11 protein-coding genes are annotated in these 15,949 nt (G+C 64.7%); 7 read left to right on the top strand and 4 right to left on the bottom strand.

What is annotated here, in order from left to right:
* Nucleotide 1: 1 nt before the first annotated feature.
* From UNPF46_RS18005 to UNPF46_RS18015, 3 genes are all read right to left on the bottom strand, one after another.
* Nucleotides 2-1,600, bottom strand: coding sequence for a peptidoglycan L,D-endopeptidase MepK (locus UNPF46_RS18005; RefSeq protein WP_246668687.1), 1,599 nt, complete (start codon nt 1,598-1,600; stop codon nt 2-4).
* Between the two features lie 281 nt (nt 1,601-1,881).
* The gene (locus UNPF46_RS18010; RefSeq protein ID WP_142250886.1) at nt 1,882-4,104 is read right to left on the bottom strand and encodes a L,D-transpeptidase scaffold domain-containing protein; all 2,223 of its coding nucleotides are present in this window, start codon (nt 4,102-4,104) and stop codon (nt 1,882-1,884) included.
* A 347-nt stretch (nt 4,105-4,451) separates the two neighbouring features.
* Nucleotides 4,452-5,948: a sigma-54-dependent transcriptional regulator gene (locus tag UNPF46_RS18015; RefSeq protein WP_100179431.1), complete on the bottom strand. Its 1,497-nt coding sequence runs from the start codon at nt 5,946-5,948 to the stop codon at nt 4,452-4,454.
* 127 nt (nt 5,949-6,075) lie between these two features.
* On the opposite strand from UNPF46_RS18015, the gene UNPF46_RS18020 reads away from it, so the two are divergent.
* The gene (locus UNPF46_RS18020; RefSeq protein WP_142250887.1) at nt 6,076-7,995 is read left to right on the top strand and encodes a M3 family oligoendopeptidase; all 1,920 of its coding nucleotides are present in this window, start codon (nt 6,076-6,078) and stop codon (nt 7,993-7,995) included.
* A gap of 18 nt (nt 7,996-8,013) precedes the next feature.
* Here the strand turns inward: UNPF46_RS18020 and UNPF46_RS18025 are convergent, their stop codons facing one another.
* Nucleotides 8,014-8,796 (bottom strand): sterol desaturase family protein, encoded by a 783-nt coding sequence (locus UNPF46_RS18025; protein WP_142250888.1) that lies wholly within the window; start codon nt 8,794-8,796, stop codon nt 8,014-8,016.
* 86 nt (nt 8,797-8,882) lie between these two features.
* Between UNPF46_RS18025 and UNPF46_RS18030 the strand changes: the two genes are divergently transcribed.
* The 6 genes from UNPF46_RS18030 (at nt 8,883) to UNPF46_RS18055 (ending at nt 15,944) form a co-directional block, all read left to right on the top strand.
* Entirely contained in the window at nt 8,883-9,581 is a 699-nt protein-coding gene (locus tag UNPF46_RS18030) for a TetR/AcrR family transcriptional regulator (RefSeq protein WP_142250889.1), read from the top strand.
* A 70-nt stretch (nt 9,582-9,651) separates the two neighbouring features.
* Nucleotides 9,652-12,582 (top strand): patatin-like phospholipase domain-containing protein, encoded by a 2,931-nt coding sequence (locus tag UNPF46_RS18035; RefSeq protein WP_142250890.1) that lies wholly within the window; start codon nt 9,652-9,654, stop codon nt 12,580-12,582.
* A gap of 179 nt (nt 12,583-12,761) precedes the next feature.
* Complete coding sequence (locus tag UNPF46_RS18040) at nt 12,762-12,914, top strand: aa3-type cytochrome c oxidase subunit IV (RefSeq protein WP_018317799.1); 153 nt, start codon at nt 12,762-12,764, stop codon at nt 12,912-12,914.
* A 138-nt stretch (nt 12,915-13,052) separates the two neighbouring features.
* A complete protein-coding gene (locus UNPF46_RS18045) occupies nt 13,053-14,180 on the top strand; it encodes a Re/Si-specific NAD(P)(+) transhydrogenase subunit alpha (RefSeq protein WP_100179436.1) in 1,128 nt (375 codons plus the stop codon).
* A gap of 11 nt (nt 14,181-14,191) precedes the next feature.
* Nucleotides 14,192-14,509 (top strand): proton-translocating transhydrogenase family protein, encoded by a 318-nt coding sequence (locus tag UNPF46_RS18050; protein ID WP_024337650.1) that lies wholly within the window; start codon nt 14,192-14,194, stop codon nt 14,507-14,509.
* A gap of 37 nt (nt 14,510-14,546) precedes the next feature.
* Nucleotides 14,547-15,944 carry an NAD(P)(+) transhydrogenase (Re/Si-specific) subunit beta gene (locus UNPF46_RS18055; RefSeq protein WP_142250891.1) on the top strand — a complete coding sequence of 466 codons (1,398 nt, stop codon included), beginning with the start codon at nt 14,547-14,549 and terminating at the stop codon, nt 15,942-15,944.
* Nucleotides 15,945-15,949 lie beyond the last annotated feature (5 nt).

Below are 15,949 nucleotides of genomic sequence, written 5' to 3' on the forward strand. Positions count from 1 at the left end.
ATCAGCGCAGCGCGGCGGTGCGGACGACGAACGACGTTGTCTGGAGCTTTGCGGTCGCACTGCCTGAGAAACTGTCGCAGGACAGGCCTTGCATCGGGTCATCGGCAAAGCCCATCGCGATCACGCTGTGCGGCTTGACGAAATAGCCACGCAGCGCCGCGGTATCGAGCTCGCCCATCAGCGTCACCGACATCGCACGGCTGGCGCTCGGCGACAGCATCACGATCTTGAGCCAGACGCTCTCGCCCTTCGCGGCGGAGAGGCGGGTCGCGGTCGCGACCATCCCGTCGATGCTCTTGCCGACCACCGTGTTGATCTCGGTCGCCTGGGCGACGTTGCGGGGGCGGGCGGACCGCGGGATCGGCGCCGAGGCGGCGACGACATTGGCCCGGTCGACCGGGGAGGCGGCCGGCGCGAAAGCCAGCGCCTGGAGCGCCGCGTTGGACACGCTGGCGGTTGGTTGCGGATCGGTGGCGGCGGCAAGGGCCTGGCGGGCCTTCAGCGCCGCGATTTGCGCCGGCGTCGCCTGCTGCGGTGTGGCGGGGACGTCATCCCAGAAGCCGCGGGCATTGATGATGTCGGCCGGGGTCTCCGGCTTGCTGCCGGCCGCGGGCTTGTCAGCCACCGGCGCGGGCTTCGGCTTGGGCGGCGTGACGAGCTGAGCATCGGCCGAGGCGAGCTGGATCGTATTGGCGATCTGCGGCTTGGCACGGGGCGTCGGTACCGGTTCGGCGGGCTTGGCTGCGGCTGCGGCGACGGTCGGCGCCGCCGGCTTCGCGGCAGGCGCAGGCGCGCCCTCGTCATCCTCGTCGCTGCTGGCGGCCGGCGCGGCCGACTTGCCCTTGAACAGCGCGGCAAAGAAATTCGGCTTGCTGCCTGCATCGTCGCCGCTGCCGCGTCGCTCGATCTCGGCCTTGGCGACCTCATAGCCCTTCAGCGGCACGCCGTCGGTCGGCAGATGCACCGTCTTGCCGTCCGGGAAGACGCGGGCGAGCTGGTCATGCGTCATGCGCGGCCAATGCCGGATGCTGCCGGTGTCCAGGTGCACGAAGGGCGAGCCCGAGGTCGGATAGAAGCCGACGCCGCCGCGCTGCAGGCGCAGGCCGGCGAAGCGGATCTGCTCCAGCGCCACGCCCGGAATGTAGAAGTCCATCGCATGTCCCAGCATGTGCTGGCTGAAGCGCGCCACCCCGGAGGAGCGGCGGCGAAGCATGGCGTTGGTGGCGGGGGAGCGGTAGGAGGAGATGATCTGGATCGGCTGCTTGCCGTCGACGTCGCGGTAGACTTCCCAGAGGATGTCGAAGAGGCGACGGTCCATGACCGTCTCGTCCTGGGTGCGCCAGTCGCGCAGGAAGTGGTTGAGCTGCTTCAGCGCTCCCTCGTCGTAGCGGCCATCGCGCTTGAAGGTGACGGTGATGTCTTCGCCGGAATGGGTGTGGTGGAAGGAAAGCGTCTTGGTCTCGTTCAGCGCGGCGGCGTTATGAACCGAGCCGGCGGCAGCCAGCAGCAATGCGGCAGCGAGGCCGATCCTGGATCCGACCTTCACTCCCGCATGGGACAACGACAGCACAGCGAATTGGCGTGCGAGACCAGTCAGCACGTATGAGCCCACCCAGTCGACCAGCGTTCAAAATGGACTCTCCCGCCAACCCCGTTAGCGCGCGAAAGAGGATGAACGCTTTCTTAAAGCGAGAAGGTTAATTCGAGGTTGACCTTCCCGCCCCCAAACCAAGTCAGAATACAATCCTAACCGGTTGACTGTGGCAAAAAAACGCCCGCTGCCCGGGCCCAGGTAGACAATGGTTAACGTTAAACGGCCCCATCCAGGGGACGGGGCCGTTGATTTTGTTTCAGAATTCGCAAAAGCGAGCCGCCTGAGGCTTAACGGGTGAACACCCGCTGCTGTTGCGGCCGGCGGCCGACCGGGGCCGGCGGCGGGGTGGGCGCCCCGAACAGCCGTTCGAAGAAGTTCGGACCGGACGAGCCGAAGCCGCCGCCATTGTTGGCTACCGCAACGCCCGAGGGCAGGGTCGTTGCCGGGCGCGAATAGCTCGGCTGCGAGTGCGCAACGACGGCCTCGAGATCCTTGCCGCGGTTGTTCTTCAGGATGTTGATCATGGTCGCGTCGCGGCCATAGACGTCCTTGCGGAATTGCAGCTTGCCGGCGTCGTCCACGAAGGCGGTCTGATAGGTGATGTTGACCGGGATCGGAGTCGGGAATTTCAGGTCGATCTCGCTCTTGCCGTACATGCTGCGCACGCGCTCAGGCGTGTACTTATCGTTCGGCATGGCGATGTTGAGCAGCACGGACGCATATTGATCCGGATTTTGCACGCGCATGCAGCCATGGCTGAAGGCGCGATCTTCCCTGGCGAACAGGTTCTTGTCCGGCGTGTCGTGCTGATAGACCAGGAACTTGTTCGGGAAGTTGAAGCGGATGCGGCCGAGCGCGTTGGCCTCGCCGGGCGGCTGCGAGATGTGCACCGAGCCGTCACGGTTCTGTTCGAGCTTGAGGCCCATGCGCTGGAGCACGGTCGGATCCTGCTGCAGCGCCGGCAGGTATTCGTTGTAGACGATCGACGGCGGCACGTTCCAGGTCGGGTTGACCGTGATGTACTTCATCGTCTCGGTCAGCAGCGGGGTCGCATGCGTGCCCGGCTTGCCGGTGACGACGCGGGTGGTCCAGACCTGCTGGCCGCGCTGCATCACCTTCAGCGTGTAGTCGGGAATATTGAGGATGACATAGGCATCGCCCAGCGCGGGCGCACCGAGGTCGCGCGGCAGCCAGCGCCAGCGCTCCATGTTGACCAGCACCACGTCGATCTGCTTGTCGCGCTTCGGGGTGTTGAGCGCCTTGACCGTCTTGTCGTCGAGGATGCCGGTCGCCTTCATCTCGGCGCCGCTCTGGAATTTTCGCACGGCGTCGGCGACCGCTGCGTCATAGCGGGTGTCGCTGGCGTTCTCGGCAAGGCCGAGCTTGGCGCGGAGCTGCGGCACGCGCGGATCTTCCACGACGATCTCAGCCTGCTTCTTGGTCGCCGGGGTGTATTTGAGCGACGGGCCGTCGGCGATCTCGATCACCGGGCCGTTGCCCTGACCGCGCAGCTCCGCGAGCTTGGCCTTCAGCTCCTTGTAGAGCTTGTGCGGCGGATTGTAGCTGTCGAGCGCAGCGGAGGCGTCGGTCGCGGTGGTGATCTTGGCGAGCACTTCGTTCGGGTCGACCGGATGCTCGGGATAGAGGATGTCTCCAGAGACCTGCGACCAATGCATGCGGCCGCTCTGGGCCTGGCGCGCATAGTCGAACATGCTGGCGGTGAGCTTCAGCTCGGCATCGGCGAGCGCATCGGGTGTGGTGGCGCTGGCGAAATCCGGCACCGCATAGTCGGCGGGGTTGAGGCCGTCGGAAGCCGCGTCCTTCAGCCGGGCGATGACGCCCTTGGCCGCGGCGGTCAGGCTGCCGCCCTGGGTCCAGACCGGCGCGAAGTCGCGTGCGCCGTAAAATTTCTCGATCGCCGCGCGCTCGTTCTTGCGGTCGAAATAGCGCGACGTCTTGGCGCCGATCATGTCCTTGAGCTTGTCGGCGACCGGCTGGTCCGCGGCGGGAACGTTGCTCGCGGCCTTCACCGGCTCGGCGGCCGGAGCCGCAGCGGGGACCGCAGGCGCGGCGGGCGTCGCCGTCGCCGTATCGGCCTTGGCGGGCTCGGTCTTGGCAGGTTCGGTCTTGGCAGGCTCGGTCTTGGCAGGCTCGGTCTTGGCCGTTTCGCTCTTCGGCGTCTCGGTGGCAGGCGTGGTGGCGACGTCGGAAGGCTTGGTCTCGACCTTGTTCGGGGCCGGTGCGGCGTCAGCCTTGACGGGCTCCTGCGTCGACACCTTGGCGGAGTCCTGCACCGTTGCGGTAGTCTCGAGCTTGATATCGGCTGCGGTCGGGGGCGGGACGTTGGCCGGCTCGGGACGCGGGATCGCGGCTTCGATCGCGAGCTCGGCGGCGCTGCTGCGCGCCTGATCCTGCGCCAGGGCTGAGCTGGCCGACACCGTGAGGAAGGTTGCCGCGACCGTCATCAAGACACGGTCGAAGCCTGCACGGTGGTTCAAACAGTTCCGCATTGTGTCGCACCCCTCGGGTGAACTGTCCCTCATGGAACAGCTTCGTTATCGCCTAATGAGCTTCGGCTAAATCGCGCCGGCCTCTCGAAAGTTGCACGCCTGCACGCAACGATTCTGACGCAGACGATATACAGGCCCCGATTTTGCAGCCAGCGCTAACCGGGACAACTCACGCCAAACTGACTTCAAGGAGGCCTCTTGGCAACGGATTGTGCGCTTGCCCCGCGCGCTTTTCCCTGTGTCTGTCACTTCCAAGTCACGGTTCAAGGCGCGGTCGAATTCTGTCGTCATGCGAACGGCTTACAGCCGGTCTGGCCTCGTCTCGCGAACCTCCGTTCGCATGAGGCTCAGTGCGTCTCCTCGCCGCTTTTCCCGCCATGCCCGGGAACCCCGGCTTCGTCGAGTTTGCGGTAGAGGGTGGACCGGCCGATTTTGAGGCGGCGGGCCACCTCGGACATTTGGCCGCGATAGTGCGAGATCGCGAAGCGGATGATCTCGTTCTCCATGTCGTCGAGAGGACGGACATCGCCGGTCGGGGTCAGCATGGCCAGAGTTCCCGCGGCGGGGAGTGGAGCGATCGGTATTTCGTTACCCGATACCACCGACGGGGTCGCCGCCGGCTCGAGCATCAGCGGCGCGGTCGGAATTTCGTTGACGGGTTGTGGCTGCGAGGCGAGCAGGGGGAAATCATTGAGGCCGAGCTGGTCGCCGTCGCTCATCACCACCGCGCGGTAGACCGCGTTCTCGAGCTGGCGGATGTTGCCGGGCCAGTCGAGCTGGGCGAGATGAGCCATGGCCTCGCCACTGATGCCGGTGATCTGGCGGTTCTCCTCGGCGGCAAAGCGCGCCAGGAAATGCCGGAGCAGATGCGGGATGTCTTCGCGCCGGGCCCGGAGCGAGGGGATCGTCAGCGGCAGGACGTGCAGGCGATAGAACAGGTCTTCCCGGAAGTGCCCCTGCTTCACGCGCTCCAGCAGCTTGCGGTTGGTTGCCGAGACGATGCGGACGTCGACCTTGACGGGCTTGCGGCCGCCGACGGCCTCCACTGCGCCTTCCTGGAGCGCGCGCAGCAGCTTGACCTGCGCGGTCAGCGGCAGCTCGCTGACCTCGTCCAGAAACAGCGTGCCGCCATGGGCCTCGACGAACTTGCCCATGTGCCGCTCGGTGGCGCCGGTGAAGGCACCCTTTTCATGGCCGAACAGAATGGACTCGACGAGGTTGTCGGGGATCGCGCCGCAATTGACCGCGACGAAGGGCTTTGTCTTGCGCTCGCCGCTGCCATGGATGGCGCGCGCGAACATCTCTTTGCCGACGCCTGAATCGCCTTCGATCAGCACGGGAATGGCGGAGTTCGCGGCCTTCTGCGCGGCGCGCATGACCGGCGCCATGGCCTCGGCGCGGGTGATGATGTCGGAGAAGGTCAGTCGCCCCTCGCGGCTGTGCCGGATGCGCTGCAATTCGCCCTTGAGCGCGGAGGCGTTGAGAGCATTGCGAAGCGAGACCTGGAGCCGCTCCACACCGACCGGCTTGACCACGAAATCGGCCGCGCCTGCGCGCATCGCCGAGATCACATTGTCGATGCCGCCATGGGCGGTCTGCACGATGACGGGCACGCTGAGGCCCGCTTCGCGGATTTTTGCCAGCACGCCCATACCGTCGAGGCCGGGCATCACGAGATCGAGGATCACGGCGTCGATGGCCGGCGCGTCCGGGGCCGTGAGCGCGGCGATCGCGGCGTCGCCGGAGTCAACGACGACCGTCTCATAGCCGCATTTCTGCACCATGTTCTCGACCAGCCGGCGGGCTACGGCGTCGTCGTCGGCGATCAAAATACTGGCAGCCATGGTGCTCCCCGCACGCTACTACTATCTGTCTCGAATCGGGTCACTCTGGCCGAAGCCGATTAACGCACTCTTAAACCTTGATGCCCCCGCCCGCCGTCGCGATTGTTGAACACAGGTTTCCCACACAATGACTTCGCGCTCCAAGAACGCTCTCCGCAAGCCTGCCGCCAAAACATCTGCCGTCAAGAAATCCGCCGCCAAGAAATCTGCAGCCAAATCCGTACCCAAGGCAAAGTCCTCCAAAACGTCACTCGCGAAGCCCGCGAGCAAGACCGGCAAGCTTCCCGAGTGGAACCTCGCCGATCTCTATTCCGGGATCGATGCGCCGGAAGTGGCACGCGATCTCGAAAGGATGGATGCCGACTGCGTCGCCTTCGAGACCGACTACAAGGGCAAGCTCGCGACAGGGACAGCAAACGAAGATGGCGGAAAATGGCTCGCGGAAGCCGTGCGACGCTATGAGGCGATCGACGATCTCGCCGGCCGCCTCGGCTCCTATGCCGGCCTCGTCCATGCCGGTGACAGCGTGGACCCTGCGATTTCAAAGTTTTACGGCGATGTCTCCGAGCGGTTGACGGCAGCGTCCACGCATCTTCTGTTCTTTGCGCTCGAGCTCAATCGCGTCGATGACGATATTTTGAACCGCGCGATGCAAACCCCCGAGCTCGCGCACTACCGCCCGTGGATCGAGGACCTGCGCAAGGAGAAGCCGTATCAGCTCGACGACAAGCTCGAGCAGCTGTTCCTGGAAAAGGCGCAGACCGGCTATTCCGCCTTCAACCGGCTGTTCGACCAGACCATCTCCGGATTGCGTTTCAAGGTCGGATCCAAGGAGCTCGCGATCGAGCCGACGCTCAATCTGTTGCAGGACCGCGACGGCTCAAAGCGCAAGAGCGCGGCGGAAGCGCTGGCAAAAACCTTCAAGGCCAATGAGCGTACCTTTGCGCTGATCACCAACACGCTTGCCAAGGACAAGGACATCTCCGACCGCTGGCGCGGCTTCAAGGACGTCGCGGATTCCCGGCATCTCAACAACCGCGTCGAGCGCGAGGTGGTGGATGCGCTGGTCGCCTCGGTCCGCGCGGCCTATCCAAAGCTGTCGCATCGCTATTACGCGCTGAAGGCGAAGTGGTTTGGCAAGAAGCGGCTCGCTTATTGGGATCGCAACGCGCCGCTGCCTTTTGCGGCGACCGATACCATCGGCTGGCCGGACGCGCGCAGCATGGTGCTGACGGCCTATCGTGGCTTCTCGCCCAAAATGGCTGATATCGCCGAGCGCTTCTTCACCGATCGCTGGATCGACGCGCCGGTGCGGCCGGGCAAGGCGCCGGGTGCGTTCTCGCATCCGACGACGCCGTCCGCGCACCCTTACGTGCTCATGAACTACCAGGGCAAGCCGCGCGACGTGATGACGCTCGCCCACGAGCTCGGCCATGGCGTGCATCAGGTGCTGGCAGCGAGGAACGGCGCGTTGATGGCGCCGACGCCGCTGACGCTGGCGGAGACCGCAAGCGTGTTCGGCGAGATGCTCACTTTCAGGCGGCTCTTGGCCCAGACCAAGAATGCAAAACAGCGCCAGGCGCTGCTCGCCGGCAAGGTCGAGGACATGATCAACACCGTGGTGCGGCAGATCGCGTTCTACTCCTTCGAGCGCGCGGTCCACACCGAGCGCAAGAACGGCGAGCTCACCGCGACGCGGCTCGGCGAGATCTGGCTTTCGGTGCAGGGCGAAAGCCTCGGTCCGGCGATCGAGATCAAGGCGGGCTACGAGAACTACTGGATGTATATCCCGCACTTCATCCATTCGCCGTTCTACGTCTATGCCTATGCCTTCGGCGATTGCCTCGTGAACTCGCTCTATGCCGTGTACGAGAACGCGGCCGAGGGCTTTGCCGAACGCTATCTCGACATGCTCGCCGCCGGCGGCACCAAGCATTATTCCGAGCTGCTGCGGCCGTTCGGGCTCGATGCCAAGGACCCAAAGTTCTGGGATGGAGGTCTTGCGGTCATCGCCGGCATGATCGACGAGCTCGAGGCGATGGGCTGAGCGCGCAGACCATTCGCGTCAGCTGCTTGCGTTGGGGCCGCGGCCGAGGTTGTTCTGCCCGGCCGCGGGTTCGTTCACGTCGACGAAGCCCAGCATCGCACCAAACCGGTTGGTTGCCGGCGCGTCGAAGCCGACCGCGCCCGAGAAACTCGCCGGATTGCGAAAGGTGCCGAACAAGAGATCCCAGATCGGCAAGTCGCCGTAATTGAAGGCATGCACGTCGCGCTGATGATGGACGCAATGCGCTTCCGGCCGTTGGATGATGAAGCCGAGCCATTGCGGCGTCCGCACGTTCATGTGCTGGAAGTAGCCGTAGAAGGCGGCAATGTAGCCGGTCGCAGCCGCTGCGATCGGATCGAGCCCGAGGACCAGCGTCGTCACCACCGACGCGATCGCAAAGAATGCGATCGTCTCCAGCGGATGGAACAGCGCCGCGCCGGACATGTCCATGCGTTGCGGGCTGTGATGGATCTGGTGGAACAGCCGCCACATCACGGGAAAGGTGTGCGCGCTACGGTGCCAGCCGTAATTGACGAGTGACAGCACAAAATAGCCGAGCACTGCACCGCCGACGACGCCGAGGCCGGTGAGGTTCATCAGCCTGTGCCGGTCCAGCCAGGCCTCCGGGATCAGCAACGGGGTCAGGGTGGCCAGCAGGCCCTGCACCGTCAGGAAGCAGAAACCCCTGAGCCGCCAATAGGGAATGTCCGGAAACTGTCGTGCCGGGATCAGGCGCTCGATGGCGAGCATCGCGAGATAGGTCGCCGGCACCAGCAGGCCAAACAGATCAATCGCGGTCATCGCTTTCGCTCCAACCTTACGGTGTAAGTTAGTTCCACGATACCGCCTTGCGGTGTAAGGTTGCAAGTGTTTTCGATTCGGATGTCATGAGCAGAAAAGCCAAAGCGGGCCGGAAAACCTCGCCCGCCCCGCGGAAGCGTCGGGTTGCAGGTGAAGGGGGAAGGGGGCTGTCGCGCGAGCGGATTGCGGCCGCCGCGATGACGCTGGTCGACCGCGAGGGGCTGGCCAAGTTCTCGACGCGCCGGCTCGGCGAGGAGCTCGGCTGCGAGGCGATGAGCATCTATCATCACTTTCCGAGCAAGGCGCATCTGATGGATGCGCTCATCGACATGATGCTCGCGGACGCGCGCGTGGTGATGGAGCCGCAATGGGACTGGCGCGAGCGCCTGCGCCGGGCCGCTCACGGCTTCCGAGCCATGGCGCTCAGGCACCCGGCGTTCTTTCCGTTCTTCGCGGTGCATCGGCTCAACACGCCCGCCGGCGTCGCCTATATCGACGGCATCATCGGCATCCTGCGCGAGGCCGGCTTTTCCGATCGCGAGGCGGCGATCTATTTTCGTGAACTCGGCTATTACCTCACGGGCGCGGCGCTGGATGAGACGGCGGGCTACGCACGCGGTCCTTCATCCGCGGAACCGGTTCCGGACAAGACCATCGCCGCGCAATTCAAGCATCTCGCAGCGGCTGCGCCCTATTTCCAGCCGGCGCATTTCCGCGCGACATTCGAGACCGGCCTCGAGATCCTGCTCGCCGGTATTGAACGTTCGGGCTCGCGGCGAGACTAACCTCGTAGATACTTTGTTGTGTTTTTCAACTCTTGATTGTTGATCGTGATTTGCCGCTGGGGAGGCGCACATGCCCGATCAGGGACAGGTCCCGCGACCTGAAGCAGCGTGGAACGCCGCAGCCTTCGAGGAAGAAACGCCCTGGTGCGAGAAGCATCAGCAGATCGTTCGCGACGAGATCGAGGCGATCAACACGCGCCGCGGGAAGACGCGGCAGATCGATCCAGGCGGTGTCGAAGCCTGCCAGATGCTCGACGTCGTCGGGCTCGCTCTGTCGGGCGGCGGCATCCGCTCCTCGGCCATGTGTCTCGGCGTACTCCAGGCGTTGAACCACCACGATCTGATCGGGCGGATCGACTATCTCTCCACCGTGTCGGGCGGCGGTTATATCGGCACCTCGCTCAGCACGACCATGACGGTGACGGGGCGTTTCGTGTTCGGCCAGCGGCCGGCCGGCGGCACGGCGACCGCCAGTGAGATCAGCGATACGCCGTCGGTCGGCCATATCAGGAATTACTCCAACTATCTGATCCCGGCCGGCTTCCGCGACCTCCTGACCGGGATCGCGATCGTGGCGCGCGGCCTGATCGCCAATATCGGGCTGACATTACCCGTCGTGCTGCTGCTCGCCGCCGTCACGATCTGGTCGACGCCGCTGCGAAGTTGCCTGACGGTTGCGAATTTCTTCGGTGTCGATCTCGCCGACGGCGCTCTGCCGCAGTGTGAGCTGCACCATTTCGGCTGGATCGCGGACCGCTTCGGCTTCGCGGCGATCGGCACGATCGTCGCGCTGGTGCTGCTCGCCTGCGGCGGAATTGCCTATCTGCTCGCGCGCGCCGAGCGCGGCATCGGCCCGACCGTCTTCCTCACCTATGCCGCGAGCATCGCGTTCCTGCTCGGCATCGCCTGCGACTTCGCGCGCGTCCTGCAAATCAAGCATTTCGCGCTGACGCTTGCGACCGCGATCATCGGCGTCGGCTTGTTCTTCGTCTGGGCGCTCAAGCAATCACTTGCGAGCCCCGAAAAGCGTCAGGAGTTTCGTTCGCATTGGCCGACCGCCGGCGCGACCTTCCTGGTGCTGCTTGCCGTGATCGCGTTCTTCGAGTTCCAGCCGTTCATGCTCTCGCAGATGTTCGATGTCGTCGACGGCGATGCGATCGGCAGCCCGGTCGGTGGCGTCGCGGTCACCTGGATCAAGTCCCTCGCTGCAATCGCCGCGCCGATCGGCGTGTTCGTCATGGCCTTCAGGCAGCAATTCGCCGAATTCCTCAAGGGCAACAGCGTATCCTCGCAATGGGGCTCGCTGGTGCTCGCGATCGCTGCCAAGGTCGCGCTGTGGATCGCGGGCCTCGCGCTGCCGCTGATCATCTGGGTCGCCTATCTCTATTTGTCCTATTGGGGCATCGCCAATGACCCGATCGAGAAATGCCAGGCGCCTCTCGCCAACCTCGGGCAGAGGAGCTGCCTTGCCGCCAACAAATCGACCGTGCCCGCATCGGGCAATCTGGCCGGCAAGATCGCATTCGACGCGGGTGCGGGCACGTTCTCTGCCGAGATCACGCCACAGCCCGCCGCACCGGCGGCGACGATGGAATGGCTGACGCCGGTATCTCACGTGCCGGCCTGGCTCAGATTTGCCGCGCTCAATGTCGCAAGACAATTCCATTGGACGGATGGAGGCTCGGGGTATTCGCACAGCCTGCCCGTGGTGATCCTGTATGCGCTCGTCGGCCTGCTGCTGTTTGCGATCTCCTGGTCCTTGACGCCCAACGCGAATTCGCTGCACCGGCTGTACCGGGATCGGCTGAGCAAGGCCTTTCTGTTCGACCCAGACCGATCGGCGGACGGCAATATCGCGCGTACCGAGGCGAGCCTCGACCAGGGGCGTGATTTCAAGCCGCTCGACCGCATGAAGTTGAGTGAGCTCTACGCGGTTGCTAATGACGGCGCCGTGCCGGGCGATCAACCGGCCGCGCCGAAGCTGGGGGCGCCCTATCACCTCATCAACACCGCGCTGAACATCCAGGGCTCGGACTTCGCCAACCGGCGCGGTCGCAATGCCGACTTCTTCGTCTTCTCGCCGCTCCATGTCGGCAGCGAGGCGACGCGCTACGCCAGGACCCCGGCCGTCGAGCGCCTCGAGCAAAGCCTCGACCTCGCCACCGCCATGGCGATCTCGGGGGCGGCGGCGGCGTCGAACATGGGCTCGAACTCGATCAAGGCGCTGACGCCGACGCTCGCCCTGCTCAACGTGCGGCTGGGCTACTGGCTGAGCAATCCGCGCTATGTCGGGGCGACGGCCCGGCCGCAGCGCCGCTCCACGCCGCTGTTCCTGTGGTCGGAAATCTCGGGCCGTCTCTACGAGAACAGCGACGGTGTCTATCTCACCGACGGAGGTCACATCGAAAATCTCGGCGTCTACGAGCTGCTGCGCCGGCGCTGCAGGGTGATCATCGCGGTCGATGCCGAAGCCGACGCACCGATGAATTTCGCCTCTCTGATGAAGCTCCAGCGTTATGCCCGCATCGATCTCGGCGTCCGCATCGATTTGCCCTGGACGCCGATTCGCGACCGCACGCGCGCCATCATGGCCGAGAATGCCGACAGCAAGTCCGCGCAGACCGCCGCCGCCTCGGACGAGGCGGCAAAGGACCACGTTCACGTGGCGATCGGCGTCATCGACTATGGCGGCAATGACAAGGGCTATCTCGTCTATATCAAGTCCTCGCTCTCCAGCGACGAGAACGACTACATCCGCGACTATGCGCGGCGGAATGACACGTTTCCCCATGAGACCACCGGGGATCAGTTCTTCTCGGAGGAGCAGTTCGAGGTCTATCGCGCGCTTGGGTTTCACATGACCCATGGCTTCCTGGCCGGCGAGCACTCCGTGGCGGTCGGTCCCGGCACGGCCCCGCGGATGGCGCGGTTCACCGGGGCCGGGGAGAAGGCTGTCGACGAGGTGCGCGCGGCGCTCGGCCTCCAACCGCTCCAGCGCTAGACCGCGAGCCTTGCCGCCACGATGATCGATCGGGGCTGAGCAGTGCGAGAGCCCGATTCGTGACAATTGGAATTCCAAATGGCCTGATTTGCAGGAAAACCGCGCCCGCCTGCCGTTGCCCTGCCCGAAAGTTTGCGGTATCCCAGCCTAAGAATTGAACTTTCGACTGGGGACATTCCATGGCTGATCATAGCGAAGTGGCGTACAGCACCGCCGACGGCAACGACTACGTTGCCCACGAGCAGACCTACGAGGGCTTCATCAAGCTGGTGAAGTACGGCACGGCCTCGGTCGCGCTCATCGTGATCCTGATGGCGATCTTCCTGACCTGATCTGTCGGCAGCTGCACACGCCAGCGGCGGCAGCTGCCCAGAATATTTGCATCCAAGCCGGTGCCAAAACCGGTATCGAACGCCGCGGGAGTAACGCTCAAGTTTGCGCGCGCGCTGTCCCGCGCCGCCGGAGGACCTATGAAGATCGCCGTTGCCAAGGAAATCGATCCGTCGGAGCCGCGTGTCGCCGCTTCGCCCGATACGGTGAAGAAGTTTAGGGCGTTGGGCGCCGAGATCGCCGTCGAGCCGGGCGCCGGCCTCAAATCGGGCCTGCCGGATTCAGAATTTATCGCCGCCGGTGCCACCGTCAGTGCGGATGCACTGAAGGATGCCGACATCATCATCAAGGTGAAGCGTCCCGAAGCGTCGGAGCTGTCGCAGTACAAGCGCGGCGCGCTCGTCATCGCCATCATGGATCCCTATGGCAACGAGGCCGCGCTGAAGACGATCGCCGATGCCGGTGTCTCCGCCTTCGCAATGGAGCTGATGCCGCGCATCACCCGCGCGCAGGTGATGGACGTGCTGTCCTCGCAGGCGAACCTTGCCGGTTACCGCGCCGTGATCGAGGGCGCCGAGGCCTTCGGCCGCGCCTTCCCGATGATGATGACGGCTGCCGGCACCGTGCCCGCTGCAAAAGTGTTCGTGATGGGCGTCGGCGTCGCCGGCCTGCAGGCGATCGCGACCGCGCGCCGTCTGGGCGCCGTCGTGACCGCGACCGACGTGCGTCCCGCCACCAAGGAGCAGGTCGAATCGCTCGGCGCAAAATTCCTCGCCGTCGAGGACGAGGAGTTCAAGAACGCGCAGACCGCCGGCGGCTATGCCAAGGAGATGTCCAAGGAATACCAGGCCAAGCAGGCCGCGCTCACCGCCGAGCACATCAAGAAGCAGGACATCGTGATCACGACTGCCCTGATCCCGGGCCGTCCGGCGCCGAAGCTCGTGTCCGGCGAGATGGTCAAGTCGATGAAGCCGGGCTCGGTGCTGGTCGATCTCGCCGTCGAGCGCGGCGGCAACGTCGAGGGCGCGAAGCCTGGCGAGGTCGTCGACCTCGATGGCATCAAGATCGTCGGCTACACCAATGTCGCCGGGCGCGTCGCGGCCTCGGCCTCCAGCCTTTATGCGCGCAACCTGTTCTCCTTCATCGAGACCATGGTCGACAAGAAAGAGAAGAAGCTCGCCGTCAACTGGGACGACGAACTGGTCAAGGCCACTGCGCTCACGAGAGACGGCGCCGTCATCCACCCGAACTTCCAGCCGAAGGCTTAAGGAGACCCGCCATGGAGCATGCTGCACAGGTCGTCGACCCCTTCATCTTCCGGCTGTCGATCTTCGTCCTCGCCGTCTTCGTCGGCTATTTCGTGGTGTGGTCGGTGACCCCCGCCCTGCACACGCCGCTGATGAGCGTGACCAACGCGATCTCCTCGGTGATCGTGGTCGGCGCGCTGCTCGCGGTCGGCGTCGGCATGGTTTCGAGCGGCTCGGGCTGGGCGCGCGGCTTCGGTTTCGTCGCGCTCATCTTCGCCTGCGTCAACATCTTTGGCGGCTTCCTTGTCACCCAGCGCATGCTGGCGATGTACAAGAAGAAGTCGAAGTAAGCGGCCACTCGGGCTGATGGGATAATGGGGACCTGAGATGAGCGCTAACCTCTCTGCATTTTTGTATCTCGTGGCGGGAGTGCTGTTCATCCTGTCGCTGCGCGGGCTGTCGAGCCCGGCTTCGTCGCGCCAGGGCAATCTGTTCGGCATGATCGGCATGGCGATCGCGGTCGCCACCACGCTCGCAAGCCATCCGCCGGCCGACGGCGTGGCGTGGGTGCTGGTCATTCTCGCGGTCGCGATCGGCGGCGGCATCGGCGCGGTGATCGCCCGCCGCGTGCCGATGACCTCGATGCCGGAGCTGGTCGCCGCCTTCCACTCGCTGGTCGGCATGGCCGCGGTGCTGGTCGCCGCCGGCGCGTTCTACGCACCGGAAGCCTTCGACATCGGCACGCCCGGCAACATCCATGCCTCCAGTCTGGTCGAAATGTCGCTCGGCGTCGCCATCGGCGCGCTGACCTTCACCGGCTCGGTGATCGCGTTCCTGAAGCTGTCCGCTCGCATGAGCGGCGCGCCGATCATCCTGCCATTCCGCCACATCATCAACATCGTGCTGGCATTGGCGCTGGTGTTCTTCATCTTCGGCCTGGTTCGTTCCGGCAGTGCGGTCGATTTTTGGCTGATCACCATCCTGGCGCTGGCGCTCGGCGTGCTCATGATCATCCCGATCGGCGGCGCCGACATGCCTGTCGTGATCTCGATGCTGAACTCCTACTCCGGCTGGGCTGCGGCCGGCATCGGCTTCACGCTCGGCAATTCCGCGCTGATCATCACCGGCGCGCTGGTCGGCTCGTCAGGCGCGATCTTGTCGTACATCATGTGCCACGCGATGAACCGGTCCTTCATCTCGGTCATCCTCGGCGGCTTCGGCGGCGAGACCGCCGCGGCCGGCGGTGGCGGCGGTGAGCAGAAGCCGGCCAAGCTCGGCTCGGCCGATGATGCGGCCTTCATCATGAAGAACGCGCAGAAGGTCATCATCGTGCCCGGCTACGGCATGGCGGTGGCGCAGGCGCAGCACGCGCTGCGTGAAATGGGCGACATCCTGAAGAAGGAAGGCGTCGAGGTGAAGTACGCCATTCACCCGGTCGCGGGCCGCATGCCGGGCCATATGAACGTGCTGCTGGCTGAAGCCAACGTGCCGTATGACGAAGTGTTCGAGCTCGAGGACATCAACTCCGAATTCGCGCAGGCCGACATCGCCTTCGTGATCGGCGCCAACGACGTCACCAATCCGGCGGCCGAGGAGGACAAGACCTCGCCGATCTACGGCATGCCCGTGCTCCAGGTCTGGAAGGCCGGCACCGTGATGTTCATCAAGCGCTCGCTGGCCTCGGGCTATGCCGGCATCGACAATCCGCTGTTCTACCGCGACAACACCATGATGCTGCTCGGCGACGCCAAGAAGGTCACCGAGAACATCGTCAAGGCGATGTAGCGCGC

This window comes from Bradyrhizobium sp. UNPF46 (assembly GCF_006658625.1).
GTDB lineage: Bacteria > Pseudomonadota > Alphaproteobacteria > Rhizobiales > Xanthobacteraceae > Bradyrhizobium > Bradyrhizobium nitroreducens.

Coding starts and splice junctions, on each gene's coding strand:
- UNPF46_RS18010 (WP_142250886.1), bottom strand. CDS start 4,104: ATGCGGAACTGTTTGAACCACCGTGCAGGCTTCGACCGTGTCTTGATG.
- UNPF46_RS18015 (WP_100179431.1), bottom strand. CDS start 5,948: ATGGCTGCCAGTATTTTGATCGCCGACGACGACGCCGTAGCCCGCCGG.
- UNPF46_RS18020 (WP_142250887.1), top strand. CDS start 6,076: ATGACTTCGCGCTCCAAGAACGCTCTCCGCAAGCCTGCCGCCAAAACA.
- UNPF46_RS18025 (WP_142250888.1), bottom strand. CDS start 8,796: ATGACCGCGATTGATCTGTTTGGCCTGCTGGTGCCGGCGACCTATCTC.
- UNPF46_RS18030 (WP_142250889.1), top strand. CDS start 8,883: ATGAGCAGAAAAGCCAAAGCGGGCCGGAAAACCTCGCCCGCCCCGCGG.
- UNPF46_RS18035 (WP_142250890.1), top strand. CDS start 9,652: ATGCCCGATCAGGGACAGGTCCCGCGACCTGAAGCAGCGTGGAACGCC.
- UNPF46_RS18040 (WP_018317799.1), top strand. CDS start 12,762: ATGGCTGATCATAGCGAAGTGGCGTACAGCACCGCCGACGGCAACGAC.
- UNPF46_RS18045 (WP_100179436.1), top strand. CDS start 13,053: ATGAAGATCGCCGTTGCCAAGGAAATCGATCCGTCGGAGCCGCGTGTC.
- UNPF46_RS18050 (WP_024337650.1), top strand. CDS start 14,192: ATGGAGCATGCTGCACAGGTCGTCGACCCCTTCATCTTCCGGCTGTCG.
- UNPF46_RS18055 (WP_142250891.1), top strand. CDS start 14,547: ATGAGCGCTAACCTCTCTGCATTTTTGTATCTCGTGGCGGGAGTGCTG.